We start from the raw sequence: 21326 nt of genomic DNA on the forward strand, positions 1-21326 counted from the left end.
TAGGGGTTTCTCCCGACGGGGTTCCGGCCCTGCTCAGTGGGTGTCTGCGGCCAGAGCCGGATGGGTGCCGGCATCGAGACCTTCGCTGCCCGCCCTTCTGCGCTCCATCCGATTGACCATCCGGTGAGGGCGCCCGGACGCCTCCTGGGCCGCGCCTCGCTCCAGCCGGTCGTCGAGTGGCCTCAGCTCGTCGATCACGTGGCGACGGCGGAGTGCGGAAAGAAGCAGATGATCAGTGAGGGCAGGATTCTTGGGAAGGATGGGTCCTGCAGGTAGGTGCCGATAGCGCCTCGGGTGATCGCGCCCTCGGTCCCGCCGTCGCTGTTGTTCCCCCAGCCTTTCACGACGCGCCCCAGGCTCTGCTGACCATCCGACAAGATCGTTTGGCCGGAGTGGTTCTCGAAGCCGGTCAGATCACGCCGACGAGCGAACGGCGCGGTCGTACCGGGGAGCAGCGTCGCACCGGAGAGTCCAATCCCGCACAGCCAAGCTACTATCAGAGGGGTAGTAGCTGGGTCGAGGCTAACGAGCGAAGCTCAGGGAATCCTATGACCAGACGATCTGGCCGGATGTGGACGAAGAGTCCGGACCGGCCGGGTAGACGATGGTGTGGTAAATGCAGGGGACAAACACCCATCCGGCGTCGCCCTCGGGTATAAGGAGTATCCCGACAAGGGTCTTTGGTCCCTTGGCACCCTGGCGACAACCACCTACCGTCGGTGGGATGGCATGGTTCTTTCGGGTGATGGAGCAGGGAGATGGCACGTGGGCGTGTCGTCACGGTCAAACGGTCTTCGATGCCCATGAGGCGCTCTCCCCGGCCCTGACCCACATTGCCGAGTTGGCCCGCGGTTCCGGGCCGGCTCGAATATTTCTGCATTCCCTCGACGGGGACGTTCAGGAGTTGGAGCACCTGTAGGGGCGATGGCGACCGGCATTGTCGGGCCCGGTTTCATCCCCCGGCGCAGCCACTCCACCAGGTCTTCCACCTGCACGTAGATCTGCCGCGGTAAATCGAGCCCAAGGGCCGGGTCTGCCCGGTCGTCATCTCTTCGATGACCTTGTCCGTGATCCGCGAGATCGTTTCTTTGGACACCGCCGCCGCCGTAGCTCTCCTGGAAGTGGGCCGAGATCTCCCCGGCGGTCAAGCCTTTCTCGTACAACGACGGCACGATCTCATCGACCCCGGCCAGTCGGCGCTGCCGCTCCTCCCGGGATCGGCGGCTCGAACGTGCCAGCCCGGTCCCGCGGCACCTCGATCTCCATGTGCCAGTCAAGGATTGTGGTGCCGGTGCACCGTTTCGGTTGCGCGGCCCTGAGTTGTGAATGCACCGGCTGTCAGCCGATGTGGTTGACGTAGATGCCGGTCTTGGCCAGGGCGAGGCACGTGCCGCCAGCGGGGGCGCAGGCGAGCCCGGCAAGGTAGCCGTCGAAGGTTTGTCGGGTGGTCCAGGTGGTGCCGTCGGTGGTGCTGGCAAGAACGGAGTTGGTGAACGTGTCGGTGCGGAGCAGGCAGGCGGTGTCGCGACATACGGCGAAGGTGCCGTCGCCATATCTCGTGACGTCCGTCAGCGCCCAGAAGGTCCAGGTGTCTCCGCCGTCGTGCGTGCTGAACAGGGCGGATGCGCATTTTGTGACGCCCTGGCCTCCGCATTGCGCGCCGCCGAAGACGATGCCGTCTGTGTCCGAGCCGAACGCGACCCCATTCAGCACGATTCTCTCGCCGCCGAAGAATCGGCCTGGGCCGGTGGGCGGGGGCGCGCCGGTGGCCTGGTCGAAGTCGCTGGGAAGAGGGATCGTGCGCCAGGACTGGCCAAGGTCCGCGCTGAACCACGCGCGTGTCCCGACGGCCCAGCAGTGGGTGGCGTCGATGCAGTCGAGCGAAATGGCGGGCCCGGGCGCGGTAACGGGATGCCAGCGGTGGCCGCCGTCGGTGCTCGCCACCGATTCGGCCAGCCCGGACCGCTCGTCGCCGCCGACGGCGAGGCAGTCGTTCGCGGTGGGGCAGCTCGTGCTGTGCAGTGCGCTCAGCGGTGGCGCGCTTGCGGGCTGCCAGGTGGCGCCGGCGTCATCGGAGACGACGAGGGCGTCGCTGTGGCCGGTGTCTTGTGCGCCGATACAGTGCGCTGGACTGGTGCAGGTGATCAGCCCGAGCGCGTAGGCAACAGGGGGGTACGTCGTGTGCCAGGTGAGGCCGGAGTCGGTGGTTGTGCTCAGGATCGGCTGCCCGGCCGCGTCCTTGCCGACGGCGAGACAGGTTGGCGATGTTGGGCAACTGGCGCTGTAGTAGGTATTCGCGGCAACGGCAGCGACCGGGGTGAAGGCGTGCGCAGCCACTGCGGCGAACGCCCGGGCCGGGGCCGTCGCGCGGGCGGTGGTGGACTCCCCGGTACCGACGGCAGGCAAAGGTGGGGGCGCCGGACCGGTCGAGTGGGTGGTCAGCTCGCTTTTCGTCGAGGTGGTGGCAGGGAGGGTGGGGTGGGCAACGGTGTCGGGTGTGGTCGGCCCGCCTGCTGGTGGTTGCCCAACAAGGTTTGTCGTGACGGAAGCGGGCCCAGCCGTCGTGGATGCCTCTGCGGTTCCCGCAGCAGCCGACGGATGGGAAGTGATCTTCCCGGCGACAACGACGATGACGGCGGTGGCGACTACGGCCGCTACGGCGGACGCGCCGATCCGGGACCGTCTGGTGAGTCGGCTGATCCTGCGGGCCGACGAAGAACGGGGGCGATGCCCAGCGGCTGGGGTGCGGCTTGAGACGGATTCGGGGGTCGTTGTGATCGGCGGGGAAACCGAGTCCGTCTGTGCGACTGCGTGGGTGATGAGGGCGGCGGCGGCGCCGGCCAGGGCTCCCAGGCCGAGGCCGGTTCGCCACGCCGCGCCGTACCTCTGCTGGGCGGCCTGCTCCAGGGCGGCCAGGAAGTCCGCGGCCGTGGCGTACCGGTCGGCGGGGTCTTTGGACAGCCCTTTCATGCACAGTTGCGCCAAATCGGCGGCGAGGGTGGGTTCGAATTCCCTGGGGTCGGGCACAGGTGCGTTCAGGTGCATCCGGGCAACGTCGACCACCCGGTCCGATACGTAGGGGCGGCGCCCGGTGAGCAACTCGAACAGCACCGCCGCGCAGGCGTAGATGTCGCTGCGTCCCGTTACCTGATGGCCTGTGATTTGTTCCGGGCTCATGTATGCCGGCGAACCGGCCACCGAGCCGTCCGCTGACACCGCCCCCTGCGGGCGGGCCAGGCCGAAGTCGATGAGCCGGGACACTCCCCGCCGGTCGACCAGGATGTTGTCCGGTTTGACGTCGCCATGTATCAGGCCTGCGGTGTGTACCGCAGTCAAACCGAGCAGGGCCCCGCGCATGACGTCCAATGCCTGCGGGCCGGTGAGCCGACCGGCGGCGCGGGTCAGCACGGCCCGCAGCGATGCGCCGTCGATCAATTCGGTGACGATCGCGGTGACATCGGGCTCATCGACGACGTCGATGACCCGGACGCAATGCCGATCCTGGATGCGCCGCATCGCATCGGCTTCGGACCGCAATGCGGCCATGGACGCCTGGTCGTCGGTGCGATCTCGGTCCAGCACCTTCACCGCGACCGGCGACCCGATGGTCGGGTCAGAGCCCAGATAGACGGTGCCGAAACTTCCCGATCCCAGCACCGCGCTCACCCGGTAGCGGCCCACGTGGGCCGGTTGATCACCACGGCGTTGTTCCCTCATCGGAGCCAACACATCAGTGCGGCGGCGACGAGCAGCGCAGCGACGACGAACCCGTACAGGAAGGCTCGGGCCCGGTAACGACGCGGCCGGTACACCCGCACCCGCGCGGGAACCGTGGGCAGCCCGCGGGGTGCCGCACCCCCCGCGGCCGGGGCGGTCGCGGCGAGGGTGTCCTCGGGGTGTTCAGGCGATGCCATGATCGATCGCGTAACGGACCAGCTCAACCCTGCGGCGGCAGCCGGTCTTGTCGCGGATCCGGTCCAGATGCGAATGCACCGTCTTGACACTGATGAACAACTCGCCGGCCACCTGCAGGTCACCGTGCCCGGCACAGACCAGCCGGAGCACATCCAGCTCCCGCGCCGACAAACCTGTCTCCAGCCGGGTCCGGGTCAGGTCCCGCCCCTGCGCGTCGATGGTCTGCACCGGAGCGTCCTCGTCGCCCTGGAAGACCACGACGTAGTCGCCGATCAACAGCCGATCACATGAGCGAATGGCGGCCGGACCGGACACCTTGCGCCCGTTGAGGTAGGTGCCGTTGCGGCTCCCACCGTCCTGCACCACCCAGTGCCCGTCCTGGGTCCGCAAGATGGCGTGCAGCCGGGACACCGTGGGATCTCCGGGGAGCTGGACCTCGCAGGTCTCGTCCCGCCCGATCCGGACCGGGTCGACCATCACGGACACGGTCCGGCGGCGGCTGCCGTCATGCACCTCGAGCCGGACCATCCGCGCCTCCACCGAGAGGACCCACGCCGTTGTCCACGATGCGTGGTTCCAGCCACATCGCCGGTGATCCCGATTGACATCAACGCGGCCGATGCCGCTGCACACCAGGAACCGATACCCACACATTTAACGCCGAAATGCCCGCAGCCAACACCGGACTGCGGGTGCCACCGTTTGGGAACAACTTCCTGCACCGCCGCGAAGCCCCGCCGCGCGGAACTCCCGCCGCCAACGGCCCCGCCGGACTGACACGGCGCGCAGCACCTCCGTCCACCTGCGCCGTCACCGACGGCAACCAGAGACTGACCCCCTAGGCAAGGAGCAAAAGAGATGGAGCGCAAGCGAAGGATGATGCATCCAGATGCGGCGGTTGGCGCCGCCACCAGCCGTGGGGGCTGGGTCCGGCGCGCCGTCCTGGTCGCCGCCGCGGTCGCCGCCAGCTGCGTGGTCGCCCTGCAAAGCGGCGGTATCGCCTCGGCCACCGGCGTTTTCTCCACCACGGCGGCCGTCAACGTCCGCAGCGGCCCGGGCACCAACGCCGCCGTCATCGGCGGTGAACCCGCGGGCGCAACCTTCACCCTGCGCTGCCAGTGGCAGGGCGGCACCAACATCGGCGGCAACGCTACCTGGGACAGCGTGCAATTCGGCAACGGCGTCGTCGGTGCGATCACCGACTACCTGACCACCACCCCATCCTGGAACAACTACGCACCTGGCACACTGCCCTGCCTACCTGCGACGCCTGGCCCGCCCGCACCGTCGCCGGCTGTCACCCCGCAGATGCAGAACGCCGCCAACTGGGCCGTCGGCGAGAAGAATTCCCCGGACCCGACATGGAGCGATTACTTTCATCGCCCCTGGAGCGGCTTGTGCGAAGCATTCGTTCAACAGGCGGAAGGATTCCGGTTCCAGTTCGGTTCCGCGTTGGCCGACTACTACTGGCAGAAGAACAACGGCCGCATCCACCTGGATCCTTACCCGCCGGTTGGGGCGCTGGTCTTCTACGCTGGCGGCGCCTACGGACACGTTGCGGTCTCTATCGGTGGCGGCCAGGAAGTGGGAACCTACGGTTTCGACGGGCAACGGCTACCCGTCAGGCAGTACCCGGTGACCGGCTACTTGACTAATCGGTACCTCGGCTGGTCCCGGCCCATCGGCAGTTGACCCAAGCCCGACCACCGTCGGATCTGGGCCGAAAGACTGCGACCACGTGCCGAGCATGGCGACCGGCAGTCATTTGAGCGCGATCAGAACCGCCGCCCGGCCTCGAGTGTGGGCCGCCACCTCCCGGTGGCCCGAACTCCCCAGACTCTCGATCCCACCACTGCCACCGTTGCGCTCGGCACGGCCGAGCACAGCAACCGACCTGGAGGTTGTCATGAACACAGAGACCGGCCCAGCCGCCCGGACACTGTTGGGGGCGCTGGTGGGCGTCGCCTTGTTGGTCGTTCTGGCCGGGTGCGGCGGCACCGCCTCGCCGCCGCCCACCGCGTCCGGTCCGCCGATCCGGGACGTCTCGGTCGCCTCCGGTGTGCGTTCCGCGCCACCGCCGGGCCGGCTCACCGGCTCGGCGACCGCAGCAGAATCTGTGGCCTCGGCGCCCGGCTTGCCGGCCGATTGGTCCGTCCAATCGATCCGCGCAGCTACCGCCGGCCTGCGGGCGTGCGCGCAGGCCGCCACCCTCACGCCGCCGGGTTGCCCCCAAGCAGTCAACACCTACGGCGATGCCCTCACCGCCCACTGGCACCTGCTCAACCAGCCCCTCGAGCACGCCGTCGCCGTTCGGATGGAACCACCCGGCGAAACGGGCGGCGCCCACTCCGCGGGAAGGGTCGCGGTCTTCGGCCTGTACCAGATGGACGTCTCCTACACCCTCGCGGGCCAGGGCCTACGCCCCTACCGCGACTACATCGGCGGCACCGCGGCGGCCATCGTGACCTGGGACGGCAGCGCCGTGTCCAACGTCGCGTTCCCCCAGAACAGTGCTCTGCTCACTGATCTGCCCTCGGTGACCGTCAAACCGTTCAGCCGCCCCGCCGAGGTCAGCGACGCCGCCGTGCTGCAGGCTGTCACAGCAGGATTCAAGCAATGCGTGACGTTGAAGATGCCGCTTTCGGCCGTGGTCGGCATCCACAGCACAGCGCCCGCCGTCCCCAACTGCCCGCAACAACTGCTCGGCGGTTTGGACGTGAACACCGTCAGCGCCAGCTGGGTCCTCAACGCCGACCCCATCCAGGGCGCGCTGGTGTCCTTCGACACCCAACACGGCAATTTCGCGCTCACCGGCAGCTACGACATGACCCTGAACAGTGTGATCGCCAACGTCCCCTACGCCGGCCCGCGCACATCCCGCAGCACCGGCACCTACACCGCCACCCTCACATGGGACGGGCAGCAACTCACCCTGGTCACAATCGACCGATAACCAGCCACCGCTCGCCCGTCATCCGGAGGTCCGCAATGACCGCACATCCACCGACCGCTGCCACCAACGGCCCCCTGCGACGTGGGCTACTCGCGGTCGCGGTCGCGGTCGCGGCCTGCGCCCTAGCAGCCGGCTGCAGTTCCAACCTCACCGAGCCTGGAACCCCAACAGCCATGCCCTGCGCGTCACTGCCGGGATGCACACCGCCGATCCCGCTACCCTCCACGTCCGTCCCGCCGGGACTTCCGCTGGACTGGTCCGTGCAGGCGATTCGCGCCACCACCGTCGCGTTCCTGACCTGCGCCCAGTCGACCTCGTTGCAGCCGCCGAACTGTCCCCAAAGCCTGGCCGCCGGTGAAGCCCTTACCGCGCACTGGAGGGTCCTCAACCGACCCCTGGACTACGCCGTCGCCGTCCCCGCGCCTGCCCAGCCCGGCGTAGCGACTGCGGCCGGTCAGGTCACTGTATTCGGGCTATACCAGATGGACGTCTCCTACACGATCGGCGGTCAGAGTCTGCGGCCCTTCCTCGACTACGTCGGTGGCATCGCGGCGGCCACCATGACGTGGGACGGACACTCATTCCAGAACGTCCAATTCCTCTCCAGCGACGCGGCCGCCGCGGAGCCTGCCCCGAACCTGCCGCCCTTCGCCCGCCCCACCGAGGTCGCGGACGCCGCGGTTCTGACCGCCGTCAAGGCCGGCTTCACCGACTGCGCGACCCTTGCCGTTCCGCTCACCGCAGGCGGCCTGGCCATCCCCAACTGCCCTCAGAGCGCCGCCGTGATCCAAGTCGGCACAGTCACCAGCGCCCAATGGACCCTCACCAGCGACCCCGTGCAGGGCGCGCTCGTCTCCTTCGACACCGCCCACGGCAATTTCGCCGTCACCGGCAACTACCACATGGACCTGCACTACACCACCACCAACGGCAACGCCCTCTCACCTGACAACGGACCCCACACCGGCAAGGCCAGCGGCAACTACACCGCAACCCTGGACTGGGACGGCCACCAACTGAAACTGCTCAAGATCGCCGCCCCGTGAGATTATTCGGTCGCCAAATCATCTGGTTCTAAGGACCAGCGTGAGCACACAAATCGGGAGTATCCGGGGAAGGGTGTACATGATCTTGGTCCTTGACACGCCGCGCTCAGCTTGGCGGGAAGGAACCGAGATCATCGATGCCATGCCGAATCGGAACGGATTGATCAGCAGCCGTTCGGCCAGGCCCTGGTGGAGCAGGCCCGATCTGAGGGGGTCGACCCGATTGGGCCCCAGGGTCTGCTCGAGCCGGCGATCGTGCGCAAGCGCCAACGCCGCGCCAACGTGAAGTCAGTGCAGATGATGCAGGGGCACAAGTCGGCTGCGACGACGCTGGACGTCTACGCGGACCTGTTTCCCGACGACCTGGATCTCGTCGCAATCGCGCTTGATCAGGCAGCGTCTGCAGCGGTTGTGCCGAAAACTGCCCAAGGTCAGAAGAAGGGCCAGCCTCCGACTGGCGTAGGCTGGCCCTTCTTCTGCGGTGTCACTGGTCGGGGTGACAGGATTTGAACCTGCGACCTCTTCGTCCCGAACGAAGCGCGCTACCAAGCTGCGCCACACCCCGGTGAACCTCGAAAAGTCTATCCGATCCGACGGGGTGCTCCGAACCAGATTGACCGGCGAGGTGGGCTGGGATTCATGCTCTTGGCACCAGCGTCAGCAGCGTGGCCTCGGGGCGGCAGCAGAACCGGACCGGCATGTACGGCGAGTTGCCCAGGCCGGCCGAGACGTTCAGCCACATGTCGGCCCCCCACCGGGACAGCCCGCGGGCGCGACCCCGGTCGATGCCGGAGTTGGTGACGATGGCCCCGTACCCGGGGATGCGGAGCTGGCCGCCGTGGGTGTGCCCGGCCACCACCAGGTCGTAGCTGTCCTCGGCGAACGCGTCCAGGACCCGGGGTTCGGGGGAGTGGGCGACGCCGATCCGGACCACGGCGTCAGGGTCGGCCGCGCCGGCGATCTCGGCGTACCGGTCGCGCTTGAGGTGCGGGTCGTCCACTCCGGCCAACGCGATCCGCTGCCCACGCACGGTGAGGACCTGCTTGCGATTGGACAGGTCGACCCAACCGCGTTCAGCCTGGGCGGCCCGGAGATCACGCCACGGCAGCGGGTCCGTCTTGGGCAGCGGAGTCGACTTCAAGAAGTACCGGTGCGGCGACTTCGGCCGCGGAGCGTAGTAGTCGTTGTTGCCGAAGACGAACGCACCCGGCACGTCCAGCAGCGTTCCGAACGCCTTGACCACCATCGGGACGGCCTGGTGGTGCGAGAGGGAGTCACCGGTGTTGATCACCAGGTCGGGCCGCAGGTCAGCCAGAGCACTCACCCACGCCGCCTTGTGGTGGTGGGCCGGCGTGATATGCAGGTCCGACAAGTGCAGCAGCCGGATCGGCCATGCCCCCGGCTCCAGCACCGGCACCTCGACCCGGCGCAGGGCGTACCACCGACGTTCCAGCACGGTGGAGTAGACGAGGCCGGCGGCGGCGGTCCCGGCCACTGCGGCGGCCGACCTCATCAGGGCGCGATCAGCCGCCACTGGTCGTGGGTCCCGCCGAGTAGTAGACGGTGACCGTGCTGCCGGGCAGAGCATTCTCCAAACCGGCCGGGGACTGCCGGGTCACGTGGTTGACCGCCACCGACTGGCTCTGCGTCTCGATCTGCAGATCGGCCACGAAGCCCTTGGCCTGGAGATCGGCCGCAGCCTGGGTGGAGAGCTCCCCGACGACGTTCGGGACGACCGTCTTCGGGTCGCCGTCGACCGAGTAACCGCTGGCCGGGGGGAACAGGGTGGGGTTGGCCTGGTCGTAGGTCGGGTCGGCCTTCTGGATGCCGAGCATGGCCTGGAACCAGGTCGTGGCCGGGACCGATCCGCCCGTCATACCGGTGATCGTCGCGGTGGTGTTGCCCTCGGAACTCTTCGCCTGGGCGACCGTGCAGGTTCCGGCGGCGGTCAAGGCCAGCGGGTCGGTCGCGGCCTTCGGCGGGTTCATGCAGATCGGTTTCGGCTTGGGCGTGTAGTCCCAGGTCAGGTTGGCCGCGCTGTACTTGGGGGTGAAGCCCAGGAAGGCCGAGGACTTGTAGTCGCCGGTGGTGCCGGTCTTCCCGGCCGCCGTCCCTGGGGTCAGGTTCCAGCCGGCCGCCTTGGCCGACTGGTTCGCCGTCCCCTTGCTGCCGTCGATGTCCTCACCCATGGCCCGGGCCAAGGCGTTGGCGATGTCCGGGCTGACCGCCTGGGTGCACGTGGCCGGCGCCTTGACCGTGACGACCCCGCCGTTGCGGTCGGTCACGATGTTGATCGGGTTGGGCGGGCACCACTCACCGTTGTCGGCCAGCGAGGCCCCGACGTTGGCCAGTTCCAGCGGGCTGACCGGCGTGACACCCAGGGTGAACGATGCCACCTTCTGGGTCACCAATTCCTGGGCGTAGGTGTTGGTGCTGCCGGTGAACAACGTGTCGACCTGGCCGGCCGGCAGGTTGTAGCCCTTCATGCCCAGCGCGACCGCCATGTTCACCACCACCGGCAGGGTCAGCTTGTCCTCCAACTCGACGAAGGCGGTGTTGGGGGACGTAGCCAGGGCATCGGTGATGGACAGCCGGGTGGGGAAGGTCTCGGCGTTGTCGGTGTTGTTGTGGAAGGCGTGGGCCGGGGCGATGGTGCTGGCGTACTGCACCGGGTTGTCGACCTTGGAATTGATGCCAAGGCCGGCCTTCAGCGCGGCCGCGGCGGTGAAGATCTTGAACGTCGAACCGGCACCGAGCGGCGCGAACGTGGTGGTCAGCTTCTGCACGGTCTGACCCTTGGTGGTGTCGAGCCCATACGGCCGGTTCGCCACCAGGGCGAGAACCTTCCGGTTGGAGTTCGGTTGAACCACCGCCATGACGTTGGCGATGTTCTTGTACGTGGTCGGCGACACCGTCTTGTTGACGGCGGTCTTCGCGTTCGTCGTCGCGGTCTTGTCCAGGTTGGTGACGATCTTGTACCCGCCGTCGGCGATCGCCGAGGCGCTGATCCCCGCCGTGGCCAGGTAGTCGAGTGCGTACTGGCAGTAGTAGCCGTTGGTGAAACGGCTGTCGCTGACCGCATCCGAGCGGGGGACGCAGCCGGTGGAGATCGACTTGCGCTTGCTCAGCTCCGCGCGCAGGTCGTCGCTCTTGGCCGCCTGCATCTGGGCGGTGGTGATGTAGCCCTGCTGGGTCATCAGGGTGAGCACCACGTTCCGCCGGTCGATGGAGTCCTGGTAGGACGACTGGTCGGTCGGGTTGTACTTGTTGGGGTTGTTGACCATTCCGGCCATCATGGCCGCCTCGGCGAGGGTCAGATCCGACGCGTGCACCCCGAACAGGGCCTCGGCGGTGGCCTCGGCTCCGTAGACGTTCGGCAGGAACGCGACCAGGTTGAGATAGCCGGTCAGGATGTCGTCCTTGGTCTCCTTCTGCTCCAGGGTCAAGGCCAGCTTGGCCTCGCGGAGCTTGCGGCCCGGCGTGACGGCGATGGCCGCGGCCTTCTCGGCATCGGTCTTCGCCTGCACCAGGAACAGGTAGTTCTTCACGTACTGCTGCGTCAGCGTGGATCCGCCCTGCTGCCCGCCGGATGCGTTGCTCAGCAGCGCCCGCACGGTGCCGCGCCAGTCGACGCCCTTGTGGATGAAGAAGCGCTTGTCCTCGATGGCGACGATCGCCGACTTGAGGGTCTGGGAGATCTTCGCGCTCGGGACGATCTGTCGATTCTGGTCGTAGACGTAGGTGATCAGGTTGGTGCCGGTGTTGTCGTAGATGGCGCTGCGCTCCGGGATCACCCCGTCGAGGACGTTCTCGTTGGTGGCCGCCAAGGCGCCGGTGATCTTGTTGGACGCCAGCCCCAGCCCGAGCGAATACGGCAGCAGGAGACCCGCGACCAGCACTCCGGCCAGCAGAGTCGCGATCGTCAATCGGCCGATACCACCTAGAACTCGCACGTCGGCAAGGTTACCGGGGCCAGGGTGAGGTCGAGGTTTCCTCCCGTCCGGACCACGAGCACGCCACTTGCTGGTCACGTTCGGTGACGGCGGCCCGGGTCGCCTGACACCCGGTGGAGGCGCAGGCCACACAGATTCCTCCGAACGGGACGTATCTGCGTTCGGTGATCCCTGCTCTTCCCGACATGGAACGCCCGGGAGGCGGGCTGCGTCACAACTGCCGTCGTCACCGGCCACCCGATCCGGGGGTCGGTTTGAACGAATGGCTGCGGGAGCACTTCCAGTGCAGGTGGGGCGCCCGGCGCAACCGATCGATGTCAGAGCTCCGCGAGGAGCAAGAAGGGATGTGTCGAAGATGGTCCGACCCACGCTGAGCGTTGTCCCCGAGGACGCCGGTGTCTCTGCGAGCTACGGCGGGCAGGACATCGAGGCCGGCCGGCCCGCCATCACCACCTTGCTCCGCGACTCCGAATGGACGGTCCGCGCGGTCTGCGCCGGGGCCGACCCGGATGCGCTCTTCGTCACCGGCGCCGCTCAGCGTGACGCCGCCAAGATCTGCCAGGCCTGCCCGGTGCGCCTGGAGTGCCTGGCCGACGCCCTGGACAACCAGATCGAGTACGGCGTCTGGGGCGGTATGACCGAGCGGCAGCGCCGCGCCGTCCTGAAGAAGTCCCCGGAGGTCACCAGCTGGCGTCCCCTGCTCGAGGAGGCCAGGGCATCGGCCACGGCGGAAGCGGCTAGCTGATCGCTCCGCCGGTCAACCGGGCCGCGATGATGCGCAGATCCGGAAGGTCGTGCGCGTCGAAGGCCAGAGCCGGCACCTCCACCACCGGCAGGTCGGGGTGGGCCCGGTCCAGCCGGGCCCGGATGCGCTGCTCCTGGGCCCGTACGTTGAGCCGGTCGGCGTGGATGCCCAGGGCCGCCGCGGTGAGCGGGGACGAACCGGCCGCGTCGCGGATCGCCGCGGCCGTGCTGGCCGCATCCAGATCCGCCGTCGGTGGATGGGTGCGATTCAGGATCAGCCCGGCCAACGGCATCCGGTCGGCCCGCAACCGATCCGCGAAGTACGACGCCTCGCGCAGGGCATCCGGCTCCGGAACCGCGACCACCACGAACACCGTCCGCGAGGAGCGCAGCAGGTCGTAGGTGGCCTGGGCCCGCTCCCGGAAGCCGCCGAACATTCCCTCGAAGAGCTGCACGAAGGTCGCGGCGTCGCTGAGCATCTGGCCGCCGATCACCGACGTCACGGCCTTGGTGAAGATCTGGAAGCCGGCCCCGACGATCCGCATGACGCCTCGGCCCGGGCTGGCCAGCAGGCGGATCATCCGGCCGTCGAGGAACGATGAGAGTCGTTGCGGCGCATCGAGGAAATCCAGCGCCGAGCGGGACGGCGGAGTGTCGACCACGATCAGGTCGTACTCGTTGGTGGCGGCCAACTGGCTCAGCTTCTCCATCGCCATGTACTCCTGGGTGCCGGAGAACGAGGTCGAGATGGTCTTGTAGAACGGGTTGGAGAGGATCTTCCCGGCGTGATCGGCGTTCGCGTTGGACGACACCATCTCGTCGAACGTGCGCCGGGTGTCGAGCATCATGGCCCACAGTTCCCCGCCGTCATCGGCGTGCACCACGTCGACCTTGCGGGGGACGTTGTCCAGTTCGCCCAGTCCGAGCGACTGGGCGAGCCGGCGGGCCGGGTCGATGGTCAGCACCGCCACCTTGCGTCCCTGGTCGGCCGCGTACAGGGCCATCGCCGCCGCGGTCGTCGTCTTCCCGACCCCGCCGGAACCACACGTGACCACGACGTGGACGGACGGGTCGGTGAGCACCCCGGCCAGATCCAGTGGCGCCTTCATCGCCCGACTCCCTGTCCGGCTAGCTCGTCGGCCAACTCGTACACCCCGCCGAGATCGGCCCCGTCGACCAGCCGCGGCAACGACAGCATCGGCACCCCGGCCGCGGCGAGCTGGGCGCGGCACTCCTGCTCGGCCAGTACCCGGATGGCGTGGTCGGCCGTCTCCTGGGCCAGCCCGTCCAGCAGCTCGGGGTCAGGATCGATACCGGCGCCGGCCAGTCCCGCGCCGAGGCGGTTGATGTCGAGACGGTGCTCGGCCGCCGGCCTGAGCGAGGCCGGGCCCAGATGCGAGACGGTGGCGGCGTTGACGATGATCGAACCGACCGGCAGGTCCGCCGAGCGCAGTTCGGTGATCGCCTCCAGGGTCTCGGTCACCGGCATGTCCTCCAGCAGCGTGACCAGATGCACCACCGTGTCGGCCGAGTGCAGCAGTTCGACCACCCCGTCGGCCTGGTTCCGGATCGGACCGCGCTTGGCCAGATCGGCCATGGCCACGGTCACGTTGAGGAACGTCACGATCCGGCCCGTCGGCGGGGCATCCATCACCACCGCGTCGTACACCGGCCGGGCATCGTGACCGCGCCGGGTCACCGTCTCCTTGACCTTGCCGGTCAGGAGGACGTCACGCAGGCCCGGGGCCAGGGTGGTAGCGAACTCGACCGCTCCCATCCGCTTCAGGGTCCGCCCGGCGAAGCCCAGGTTGTAGAACATCGCGAAGTATTCGAGCAGGGCGGCCTCGATGTCGACGGCCAGCGCCCGCACCTCACCGCCACCCGAGGCGACGGCGATCTTCCGCTCCTCGTAGGGCAACGGCGGAACGTCGAACAGCCGGGCGATGCCCTGCCGCTCCTCGACCTCGGCCAGCAGCACCCGCCTGCCGTCGGCGGCCAGCGCCAGGGCCAGGGCCGCCGCGACCGTCGTCTTGCCGGTTCCGCCCTTCCCGGTGACGACGTGCAGCCGCGCGCGGCGGGCGGCCGCCGGCCACGCGTCGGGGTCGATCCTGGTGCGGGGGGCCGCGTCCGCGGCCTCTCGGGGAGTCATGTCGGGTCCGGTTCCCCTCAGCTCGACAGCGCCATGACGCCCACAGTGACCGCCGGCACGGCGATCAGTATCAACCCGACCCAGATCGGGACGAAGAGCACCGCCACGAATCCGATCGGGACGACGACGGCCAGCTTGGCCGCCGCCCTGGTCGCCCGGCCCAGGGTCCAGGCCGGCCGATCGCGCAGGGTGTCGTAGCGCAGCAGCACCAGCACCCCGAGGATCAGCGCCTCGACCCCGGCCGCCAGGGCGTGCCACCCGTCCATGCGCGCCACACTATCCCCGGTGCGGCGCGGCCCGGACGAGACAACCGCGGGCCCGGGTGGCGCTGGTCCGGGTGATCGGCCGGTCAGCCCCTAGAGTTGTTCCCATGACGACACCCGCCACCCGGCGAACCTTCGAGTACGCCACCGTGCCTCTGCTCACGCACGCCACCAAGGCCATCCTGGACACCTGGGGAGAGGACGGCTGGGAACTCGTCCAGGTCGTCCCCGGACCCAACCCCGAGCAGCTGGTCGCCTACCTGAAGCGGGAGCGCGCATGACCGTCGCCGATCGTCTGGCCGAACTCGGCATCGAGCTGCCGAGCCCCGCGGCCGCCGCCGGTTCCTACGTCCCGACCGTGCGGTCGGGGTCGATGCTGTACACGTCCGGGCAACTGCCGTTCGTCGACGGCAAGCTCCCGGCCACTGGCAAGGTCGGTGCCGAGATCAGCCCGGAGGACGCCAAGGGCTACGCCCGGCTCGCGGCGCTGAACGCGCTGGCCGCGGTGGACGCCGCAGTCGGACTGGACAACGTCGTCCGCGTGGTCAAGGTGGTCGGTTTCGTGGCCTCCGCCCCGGGATTCACCGCGCAGCCCGGTGTCATCAACGGCGCGTCCGACCTGTTCGTGGAGGTACTGGGCGAAGCCGGTCGTCACGCCCGGTCGGCCGTCGGTGTCGCCGAGTTGCCGTTGGGCACCCCGGTCGAGGTGGAAGCGATCTTCGAGGTCCGCTAGGGATCCGGCCGGGCCCCAGTGGTCAGTCGGCCGCCAGGTTGGCGGCATGGGCGTCACGCATGCCCATGTTCGCCAGCCGCGGGTCGCTCACCTCGTGGCCGGCCAGAACGGCGTCGAGATACCGGCGGTCTGCCTCCCACCGCCGCATGGGATCCGATGTTGGATGCCCGTGTCCGGGCACCAGGACCCGGGCCTGGCGCACGTAGGGCAGCAGCACCGTGAGGCCCTGGTCGTAGGCGGCCAGGCCGGTTTCCTGGGCCAACGGCAGCTCGACGTCGCTGAGCATGTCACCGGCCAGCAGCACGCCGGGCCCGGGCAACCAGACCGCGGCGTGCCCGGCGGAATGCCCGTCGTGGACGACGATCTCGGCCCGCGGCCCGTCCCACGGCAGGACGTCGCCGTCCAGCGGCCGAACCATCCCGACGAGTGGCATCAAGGCCACCGGCCAACTCGGCCCCAATGCCTCCACCAGTTCGCCGCGGTACTCGGCCACCAGGTCGGCGGCGGCCGGCGAGGCCCACCGGGGAGGGCCGCCGAACCCGGGATGCCACAACACGTGATCGTGGTGGGCGTGCGTGGAGAAGCCGGCCTCCACCCGCAACCCCGACTCCTCCAGGAAGTCGGCCAGATCCGACAGTTCGTCCGGATCCCAGGCCGGGTCGACCAGCAACGCCGTGCCTGCGTGCACCACGACGGTGGACGTGGTGACCTCCCGGCGGCTGGTCGCGACCAGCACCCCCGATGCCACCTCCACCATCGTCCGGCTCATCACGGCAGCCTATGTGCAGGGCAACATCCGGTGTCGGCGTGGATGACCGGCGGGTGGGCGGGCTAGCGTGACGTCGTGGCAGAACAGAGTCCCCATGGGCCCGCCGGTGCCGAACCGGTCGAGCCGCGCCTGGCGGCGACCGTCATGCTGCTGCGCGAGGGGTCGGCCGGCCTCGAGGTCTTCGTCATGCACCGCGTCGCCGGCATGGCCTTCGCCCCCTCGGTCACCGTGTTCCCGGGTGGTGGCGTCGACCCTGGAGACCATGACGCCCCGGTCTGGTCCGGACCCGACCGACGCTGGTGGGCGACGGCGCTGGCCAAGGAGCAGGATCTGGCGTCGGCTCTGGTGGTGGCGGCTGTGCGGGAACTGTTCGAAGAGACCGGCGTCCTGCTGTCGGAAGGTGGCCTGGGCGAGTCCGAACGCCAGGCCGTGGCCGAACACCGCAGCACCCTTCGCGAGGTGATGGACCCGCACCGGCTCAGGCTCCGGTCCGAACTGCTGCGGCCGTGGGCGAACTGGATCACCCCGCCGGGCAACACGCGCCGTTACGACACCTTCTTCTTCCTGGCCGCACAGCCGGAGGGCCAGGAGGCGCAGATGCTCACCTCCGAGGCCGAATCCGGGCGGTGGGCGCGACCGGTGGACCTGCTGGCCGAGCACGCCGGCGGTCAGCTCGCCATGATGCCGCCGACCCTGTCCATGCTGATCGATCTCCAGCGGGCCGGCACCGTGCAGTGGGCGATGAGTCAGAGCAAGACGGTCACCCCGCTCACGCCGGTGGTCCGCAGCCGGCCCGGGGAGCCGCTGGAGATCGAAGCTGACGGCCGGGTCTTCTCCTTGCGGAGGCAGGGCACATGACGCACCCGCTGGTCGGCCGCGTTCGCGGCGTCACGTACGGGGTCAGCGTGCTGCTGGCCGACAACGCCGGCCCGATGACGCTCGACGGAACCAATTCCTACCTGCTCGCCGGCCCGGATTCGGTGGGGTTCGTCGTGGTGGACCCCGGTCCGCTGGACGAGGAGCACCTGCAGACGCTGGCCGCCGAGGGGCCGGTCGAACTTGTGCTGATCACCCACCGCCATCTCGACCACACGGCCGGCGCGCGCCGGTTCGCCGAGATCACCGGGGCGCCCGTCCGGGCGGCCGACCCGGGCCACTGCCATCGCGGTCTCCCGCTGGTCGACGGGGAGCTGATCGAGGCGGCGGGTCTGCAGATCCGGGTACTGGCCACGCCGGGTCACACCGATGATTCGGTGTCGTTCCATCTGCCCGAGCCCGACGGGCCCGGTGCGGTCCTGACCGGTGACACGATCCTGGGCCGCGGTACCACCGTGATCGCGTATCCGGACGGCGACCTCGGATCCTTCCTGGAGTCGCTGGACCGGCTGGCCGGTCTGGGCAGCGCCATGGTGCTGCCGGGCCACGGCCCCGAACTGCCGGATCTGGCTGCCGTCTGCCGCGACTACTACGAACACCGGCAGCAGCGGTTGGACTCGATCCGGGCGGCGCTGCTGGTGCTCGGCGCAGACGCCGGCGTCGACGCAGTGACGGATCTGGTCTACACCGACATCGAGCCGGCCGTGCGCGGGGCGGCGGAGTTGTCGGTGGCCGCCCAGCTCGCCTACCTCCGCACCTCCGGGTGAAGCCCGGACACGTGCGGGCCGCCGCCCTGCACCACGTGCGGCACCCCACCCACCGGTACCCGCCGGCCGCGGTGGCCGCTCTGGCCTGCCCGCACTGCGGGACCGGCCTGACCTGTGATGACGACACTTTCACCTGCCAGAACGGGCACACCTTCGACATCGCCCGGCAGGGCTACGTCGCCCTGCTCGCCGCCCGGGCGCGGACCGACACCGGCGACAGTTCGGACATGGTCACCGCCCGCGAGCAGTTCCTGGGGGCCGGGCACTACGCCCCCATCGCGGCGGCTCTCGGCCCGGTGTCGGGGCCGGTGCTGGAGATCGGGGCCGGGACCGGTTACTACCTGAGCGCCGTCCTGGATGCGGGGGCGACGGGGGATGTGGCCGGAGCGACGGGGGATCTGGCCGGGGCGACGGGGGATCTGGCCGGGGCGAAGGTGGGGATCGCTCTGGACTCGTCGAAGTTCGCTGCGCGCCGGGCGGCCCATGACCGGCGGGTGCTGAGCGTCGTGGCCGACGCCTGGTCGTCGCTGCCGATCCGGTCGGAGTCGCTCGGTGCCGTGCTGAGCGTGTTCGCGCCGCGCGATCCGTCCGAGGTGCGCCGGGTACTGCGACCCGGCGGTCGGTTGATCGCCGTCACGCCGAACCCGAAGCACCTGGGTGAACTCCGGGATCGCATAGACATGCTCACCGTCGACGAGGGCAAGGCCGACCGTCTGGTCGCCGCGTTCGACGGACTGCTGACCCCGGTCGGCCACCGCGTGGTCGAGTTCGCGATGAGCCTGACCCGGGCCGATGTCTCCGCCCTGGTCCGGATGGGCCCGAGCGCTCGGCACCTGACCGCGGACGGGTTGGCCGCGCGGGTCGAGGCCCTGCCGGAACCGTTACCGGTCACCGCAACGGTCACCGTGAGCACGTTCGAGAAGCCGGCTGGACGGTAGTTCGGTGTCCACCCGTGGGCGGACGCCGCTACCGGCCCTGAGTGAGCTGTGAGCGGGAGGTCAGCGCGCCCGGCGGGAAAGACGTTCGGCGTCGAGGATGACGACGCTCTTGCCTTCCAGGCGCAGCCAGCCGCGGTGCCCGAAGTCGGCCAGTGCCTTGTTGACCGTCTCGCGCGAGGCGCCGACCAGCTGGGCCAGTTCCTCCTGCGTCAGGTCGTGGGTGACCCGGAGGTGACTGCCCTCCTGCTGGCCGAACTGGCGAGCCAGCTGCAGCAATGCCTTGGCCACGCGTCCGGGGACGTCGGTGAAGATCAGGTCGGCGAGGTTGTTGTTGGTGCGCCGGAGACGGCGGGCCAACACGCGGAGCAGCTGTTCGGCGATCTCCGGGCGCTTGGCGATCCATTCCCGCAGAGCGGCGCGGTCCATCGTGGCCAGGCGGACGTCGGTGACGGCCGTGGCGCTGGACGTGCGGGGACCGGGGTCGAAGACCGACAGCTCGCCGAACATGTCGGACGGACCCATGATGGCCAGCAGATTCTCCCGGCCGTCGGGGGAGTTGCGTCCGAGCTTCACCTTGCCGGACAGGATCACGTAGAGCCGGTCGCCGAGCTCGCCCACCGAGAAGATCGAGCTACCGCGGGGGTACTCGACCGATTCCAGCTGCGACCCGAGCGCCAACGCGGCATCCGGGTCGACCCCCTGGAAGATGCCGGCCCTGGCAAGGGTTTCCTCCACGTGTCCTCCTGATCAGCAATTGCCTTCGCGCAGCATTCTTGTCCGCAGACGAGCGAACAGTGCCTACTGGCGGAGCCAGAGATCACATTCCACCACGGCAACTGCCCTGCGCACACGCTGGGGCGCAAAACGCGCGGGCGTGGCGGGCCGGAGAGCGACGGGTTCGAGCGGTCCCGAGGTCAGCCCCGGCGAACCTTGCGGCCGCGCGGGCGACGGCGCAGCCGGAAGCGGTCGAGCGCACCGGACCAGCCCTCGCGGATCAGGGTGTTGACCTCTTCCGGGCGCGCCTGGTCGAGGAACTCACCGACCTCGTCCTCGGTGACCAGGGCAGGTCGCAGCCGGTCCTCGACGCGGCTCATCAGCAGCGCGAAGACCATCAGCAGGAGCGGGAACAGGAGCACCAGGAAGACCGTCATGATCGGGTCATCATCGCATCCGGCGGCCGGTGCCCGGTGGCGGAACGCTCGGATTCGTCGGTCTATCGGGTCACTCGGCCGCGACGGTCGGCCAGGAACCAGGGCGGTGTCGCGGCGCCCCGTCCCGGGCCGACCGGCCCCGAAGCGTCCCGGCTCGTCGGCCGCACGGCACTGATGTCGGTCCCTTGTGGGACGCTGGCATCGTGCCAAGGACAACCGGCGATCAGGTCGCCGTCACCGACCCGGTCGCCGTGCCGGTGCGAACCCCGAGGATCAAGCGGGCCACCGTGCCGGCCACACCGCTGGCCCGGACGCGCCGGGCCCGCAAGATCGCTGGGCAGCTGGCCCTGGAGTTCCCGGATGCGGTGTGCGAACTCGATTTCACCACGCCGCTGGACCTGGCGGTGGCGACCATTCTGTCGGCGCAATGCACCGACGTGCGGGTCAACATGGTGACCCCGGCGCTGTTCGCGAAGTACCCGGCCGCGGCCGACTATGCCGGGGCCGATCGCGCCGAGCTCGAGGAGATGATCCGGACGACGGGGTTCTTCCGGAACAAGGCGAACTCCATCATCGGGTTGGGCCGCGACGTCGTCGAACGGTTCGGCGGCGTGCTGCCCGGGACGCTCGAAGATCTCGTCACGCTGCCCGGCATCGGCCGGAAGACGGCCAACGTGATCCTGGGCAACGCATTCGGCGTCCCGGGGATCACCGTCGACACCCACCTCGGGCGGTTGGTCCGCCGCTGGGGCTTGACCACCGAGACGGACGCCGTCAAGGTCGAGTTCGAGCTCAACGCCATGATTCCGCCGGCCGACTGGACGATGTTCTCCCATCAGGCGATCTATCACGGCCGTCGGGTGTGTCACGCGAAGAAGCCCGCCTGCGGAGCCTGTTTCATCGCCGATCTGTGTCCGTCCTACGGAGCCGGTCCGGTCGAGCCGGCCCTGGCTGCGCAGCTGGTCGCCGGGCCGGAGCGTCCGCACCTGCTGGCCCTGGTCGGGCTGGCCGACGAGACGTGACCGACGCGTCTCGGGGCGACTTCCTTCGGGTGGGCCGCCGGCTCGTC

Annotated in this window: 25 protein-coding genes, 1 tRNA gene and 1 pseudogene; 12 read left to right on the forward strand and 15 right to left on the reverse strand. The window is 69.2% G+C overall.

Translation table 11 applies throughout. The features are described 5' to 3' along the window. Positions 1–33: 33 nt before the first annotated feature. Together BLS97_RS23855 and BLS97_RS24485 are read right to left on the reverse strand one after the other, a co-directional pair. Complete coding sequence (locus BLS97_RS23855; protein ID WP_231988051.1) at positions 34–198, reverse strand: hypothetical protein; 165 nt, start codon at positions 196–198, stop codon at positions 34–36. Beyond that, positions 195–500, reverse strand: coding sequence for a hypothetical protein (locus tag BLS97_RS24485; protein WP_197676600.1), 306 nt, complete (start codon positions 498–500; stop codon positions 195–197). Before BLS97_RS24485 ends, BLS97_RS23855 begins: the two co-directional genes overlap by 4 nt. 224 nt (positions 501–724) lie before the next feature. Here BLS97_RS24485 and BLS97_RS11060 point away from each other — a divergent pair, with 224 nt between their 5' ends. After that, positions 725–919, forward strand: a complete 195-nt coding sequence (locus tag BLS97_RS11060) for a hypothetical protein (protein WP_090476017.1) — start codon at positions 725–727, stop codon at positions 917–919. 90 nt (positions 920–1009) lie between these two features. Here the strand turns inward: BLS97_RS11060 and BLS97_RS23480 are convergent. From BLS97_RS23480 to BLS97_RS11080, 4 genes and pseudogenes are all read right to left on the reverse strand, one after another. Continuing rightward, a pseudogene (locus BLS97_RS23480) lies at positions 1010–1266 on the reverse strand (transposase); the annotation flags it as partial. Between the two features lie 72 nt (positions 1267–1338). Then, complete coding sequence (locus tag BLS97_RS11070) at positions 1339–3717, reverse strand: serine/threonine-protein kinase (protein ID WP_090476018.1); 2379 nt, start codon at positions 3715–3717, stop codon at positions 1339–1341. Next, positions 3714–3914: a hypothetical protein gene (locus BLS97_RS11075; RefSeq protein WP_090476019.1), complete on the reverse strand. Its 201-nt coding sequence runs from the start codon at positions 3912–3914 to the stop codon at positions 3714–3716. The genes BLS97_RS11070 and BLS97_RS11075 overlap by 4 nt, the downstream gene beginning before the upstream one ends. Continuing rightward, a complete protein-coding gene (locus BLS97_RS11080; protein ID WP_172832260.1) occupies positions 3901–4443 on the reverse strand; it encodes an FHA domain-containing protein in 543 nt (180 codons plus the stop codon). The genes BLS97_RS11075 and BLS97_RS11080 overlap by 14 nt, the downstream gene beginning before the upstream one ends. A gap of 330 nt (positions 4444–4773) precedes the next feature. Between BLS97_RS11080 and BLS97_RS11085 the strand changes: the two genes are divergently transcribed. The 4 genes from BLS97_RS11085 (at position 4774) to BLS97_RS23485 (ending at position 8424) form a co-directional block, all read left to right on the forward strand. Then, positions 4774–5607 (forward strand): SH3 domain-containing protein, encoded by an 834-nt coding sequence (locus BLS97_RS11085; RefSeq protein WP_090476021.1) that lies wholly within the window; start codon positions 4774–4776, stop codon positions 5605–5607. Positions 5608–5821: 214 nt separating this feature from the next. Continuing rightward, entirely contained in the window at positions 5822–6868 is a 1047-nt protein-coding gene (locus BLS97_RS11090) for a hypothetical protein (protein WP_090476022.1), read from the forward strand. 260 nt (positions 6869–7128) lie between these two features. Continuing rightward, on the forward strand, positions 7129–7914 hold the full coding sequence (locus BLS97_RS11095) for a hypothetical protein (RefSeq protein ID WP_157695356.1): 786 nt from the start codon (positions 7129–7131) through the stop codon (positions 7912–7914). A gap of 189 nt (positions 7915–8103) precedes the next feature. Then, positions 8104–8424 (forward strand): hypothetical protein, encoded by a 321-nt coding sequence (locus tag BLS97_RS23485; protein ID WP_197676125.1) that lies wholly within the window; start codon positions 8104–8106, stop codon positions 8422–8424. Here BLS97_RS23485 and BLS97_RS11105 read toward each other — a convergent pair. The 3 genes from BLS97_RS11105 to BLS97_RS11115 form a co-directional block, all read right to left on the reverse strand. Then, positions 8403–8479: transfer RNA gene (locus BLS97_RS11105), tRNA-Pro, on the reverse strand. The two genes, BLS97_RS23485 and BLS97_RS11105, sit on opposite strands and share 22 nt — an antisense overlap. Positions 8480–8551: 72 nt before the next feature. Then, positions 8552–9427, reverse strand: a complete 876-nt coding sequence (locus BLS97_RS11110; protein ID WP_172832365.1) for a metallophosphoesterase — start codon at positions 9425–9427, stop codon at positions 8552–8554. Positions 9428–9437: 10 nt separating this feature from the next. Continuing rightward, on the reverse strand, positions 9438–11840 hold the full coding sequence (locus tag BLS97_RS11115) for a penicillin-binding protein (RefSeq protein WP_172832261.1): 2403 nt from the start codon (positions 11838–11840) through the stop codon (positions 9438–9440). A 481-nt stretch (positions 11841–12321) separates the two neighbouring features. On the opposite strand from BLS97_RS11115, the gene BLS97_RS11120 reads away from it, so the two are divergent. Then, on the forward strand, positions 12322–12612 hold the full coding sequence (locus BLS97_RS11120; protein WP_231988525.1) for a WhiB family transcriptional regulator: 291 nt from the start codon (positions 12322–12324) through the stop codon (positions 12610–12612). Here BLS97_RS11120 and BLS97_RS11125 read toward each other — a convergent pair. Genes BLS97_RS11125 through BLS97_RS11135 form a run of 3 tightly spaced genes read right to left on the reverse strand, consistent with a single transcriptional unit; the run spans position 12605 to position 15026 of the window. Beyond that, a complete protein-coding gene (locus tag BLS97_RS11125) occupies positions 12605–13720 on the reverse strand; it encodes an ArsA family ATPase (protein WP_090476026.1) in 1116 nt (371 codons plus the stop codon). The two genes, BLS97_RS11120 and BLS97_RS11125, sit on opposite strands and share 8 nt — an antisense overlap. Beyond that, positions 13717–14760, reverse strand: coding sequence for an ArsA-related P-loop ATPase (locus tag BLS97_RS11130; RefSeq protein WP_090476027.1), 1044 nt, complete (start codon positions 14758–14760; stop codon positions 13717–13719). The genes BLS97_RS11125 and BLS97_RS11130 overlap by 4 nt, the downstream gene beginning before the upstream one ends. 17 nt (positions 14761–14777) lie before the next feature. Continuing rightward, positions 14778–15026, reverse strand: coding sequence for a hypothetical protein (locus BLS97_RS11135; RefSeq protein WP_090476028.1), 249 nt, complete (start codon positions 15024–15026; stop codon positions 14778–14780). Positions 15027–15130: 104 nt separating this feature from the next. Here BLS97_RS11135 and BLS97_RS23240 point away from each other — a divergent pair, with 104 nt between their 5' ends. Continuing rightward, positions 15131–15304 (forward strand): hypothetical protein, encoded by a 174-nt coding sequence (locus tag BLS97_RS23240; protein WP_090476029.1) that lies wholly within the window; start codon positions 15131–15133, stop codon positions 15302–15304. Continuing rightward, the gene (locus BLS97_RS11145; protein ID WP_090476030.1) at positions 15301–15756 is read left to right on the forward strand and encodes a RidA family protein; all 456 of its coding nucleotides are present in this window, start codon (positions 15301–15303) and stop codon (positions 15754–15756) included. The genes BLS97_RS23240 and BLS97_RS11145 overlap by 4 nt, the downstream gene beginning before the upstream one ends. Before the next feature lie 22 nt (positions 15757–15778). On the opposite strand, the gene BLS97_RS11150 is transcribed toward BLS97_RS11145, so the two are convergent. Then, complete coding sequence (locus BLS97_RS11150; protein ID WP_090476031.1) at positions 15779–16525, reverse strand: MBL fold metallo-hydrolase; 747 nt, start codon at positions 16523–16525, stop codon at positions 15779–15781. A 75-nt stretch (positions 16526–16600) separates the two neighbouring features. Here BLS97_RS11150 and BLS97_RS11155 point away from each other — a divergent pair, with 75 nt between their 5' ends. From BLS97_RS11155 to BLS97_RS11165, 3 genes are read left to right on the forward strand one after another with little or no spacing between them, the layout of a single operon-like run. After that, positions 16601–17383 carry an NUDIX hydrolase gene (locus tag BLS97_RS11155; RefSeq protein ID WP_090476032.1) on the forward strand — a complete coding sequence of 261 codons (783 nt, stop codon included), beginning with the start codon at positions 16601–16603 and terminating at the stop codon, positions 17381–17383. After that, complete coding sequence (locus BLS97_RS11160; protein ID WP_090476033.1) at positions 17380–18168, forward strand: MBL fold metallo-hydrolase; 789 nt, start codon at positions 17380–17382, stop codon at positions 18166–18168. The genes BLS97_RS11155 and BLS97_RS11160 overlap by 4 nt, the downstream gene beginning before the upstream one ends. Beyond that, positions 18165–19106 (forward strand): putative RNA methyltransferase, encoded by a 942-nt coding sequence (locus BLS97_RS11165; protein WP_197676126.1) that lies wholly within the window; start codon positions 18165–18167, stop codon positions 19104–19106. The genes BLS97_RS11160 and BLS97_RS11165 overlap by 4 nt, the downstream gene beginning before the upstream one ends. Before the next feature lie 60 nt (positions 19107–19166). Here the strand turns inward: BLS97_RS11165 and BLS97_RS11170 are convergent, their stop codons facing one another. Continuing rightward, positions 19167–19841: a Crp/Fnr family transcriptional regulator gene (locus tag BLS97_RS11170; RefSeq protein WP_090476034.1), complete on the reverse strand. Its 675-nt coding sequence runs from the start codon at positions 19839–19841 to the stop codon at positions 19167–19169. A gap of 179 nt (positions 19842–20020) precedes the next feature. After that, positions 20021–20257 carry a hypothetical protein gene (locus BLS97_RS11175; protein ID WP_090476035.1) on the reverse strand — a complete coding sequence of 79 codons (237 nt, stop codon included), beginning with the start codon at positions 20255–20257 and terminating at the stop codon, positions 20021–20023. 257 nt (positions 20258–20514) lie between these two features. Between BLS97_RS11175 and nth the strand changes: the two genes are divergently transcribed. Then, positions 20515–21279, forward strand: coding sequence for an endonuclease III (gene nth, locus BLS97_RS11180; protein ID WP_407938052.1), 765 nt, complete (start codon positions 20515–20517; stop codon positions 21277–21279). Positions 21280–21326 lie beyond the last annotated feature (47 nt).

Origin of the sequence: Nakamurella panacisegetis, assembly GCF_900104535.1 — a bacterium.
In the GTDB taxonomy this organism is placed as follows: domain Bacteria; phylum Actinomycetota; class Actinomycetes; order Mycobacteriales; family Nakamurellaceae; genus Nakamurella; species Nakamurella panacisegetis.

What these genes read in the sequence shown, in the direction of transcription:
- BLS97_RS11060 (WP_090476017.1), top strand. Translation starts at nt 725, where the DNA reads ATGGCATGGTTCTTTCGGGTGATGGAGCAGGGAGATGGCACGTGGGCG.
- BLS97_RS11070 (WP_090476018.1), bottom strand. Translation starts at nt 3,717, where the DNA reads ATGAGGGAACAACGCCGTGGTGATCAACCGGCCCACGTGGGCCGCTAC.
- BLS97_RS11075 (WP_090476019.1), bottom strand. Translation starts at nt 3,914, where the DNA reads ATGGCATCGCCTGAACACCCCGAGGACACCCTCGCCGCGACCGCCCCG.
- BLS97_RS11080 (WP_172832260.1), bottom strand. Translation starts at nt 4,443, where the DNA reads ATGGTCCGGCTCGAGGTGCATGACGGCAGCCGCCGCCGGACCGTGTCC.
- BLS97_RS11085 (WP_090476021.1), top strand. Translation starts at nt 4,774, where the DNA reads ATGGAGCGCAAGCGAAGGATGATGCATCCAGATGCGGCGGTTGGCGCC.
- BLS97_RS11090 (WP_090476022.1), top strand. Translation starts at nt 5,822, where the DNA reads ATGAACACAGAGACCGGCCCAGCCGCCCGGACACTGTTGGGGGCGCTG.
- BLS97_RS11110 (WP_172832365.1), bottom strand. Translation starts at nt 9,427, where the DNA reads ATGAGGTCGGCCGCCGCAGTGGCCGGGACCGCCGCCGCCGGCCTCGTC.
- BLS97_RS11125 (WP_090476026.1), bottom strand. Translation starts at nt 13,720, where the DNA reads ATGAAGGCGCCACTGGATCTGGCCGGGGTGCTCACCGACCCGTCCGTC.
- BLS97_RS11130 (WP_090476027.1), bottom strand. Translation starts at nt 14,760, where the DNA reads ATGACTCCCCGAGAGGCCGCGGACGCGGCCCCCCGCACCAGGATCGAC.
- BLS97_RS11135 (WP_090476028.1), bottom strand. Translation starts at nt 15,026, where the DNA reads ATGGACGGGTGGCACGCCCTGGCGGCCGGGGTCGAGGCGCTGATCCTC.
- BLS97_RS23240 (WP_090476029.1), top strand. Translation starts at nt 15,131, where the DNA reads ATGACGACACCCGCCACCCGGCGAACCTTCGAGTACGCCACCGTGCCT.
- BLS97_RS11145 (WP_090476030.1), top strand. Translation starts at nt 15,301, where the DNA reads ATGACCGTCGCCGATCGTCTGGCCGAACTCGGCATCGAGCTGCCGAGC.
- BLS97_RS11150 (WP_090476031.1), bottom strand. Translation starts at nt 16,525, where the DNA reads ATGAGCCGGACGATGGTGGAGGTGGCATCGGGGGTGCTGGTCGCGACC.
- BLS97_RS11160 (WP_090476033.1), top strand. Translation starts at nt 17,380, where the DNA reads ATGACGCACCCGCTGGTCGGCCGCGTTCGCGGCGTCACGTACGGGGTC.
- BLS97_RS11175 (WP_090476035.1), bottom strand. Translation starts at nt 20,257, where the DNA reads ATGACGGTCTTCCTGGTGCTCCTGTTCCCGCTCCTGCTGATGGTCTTC.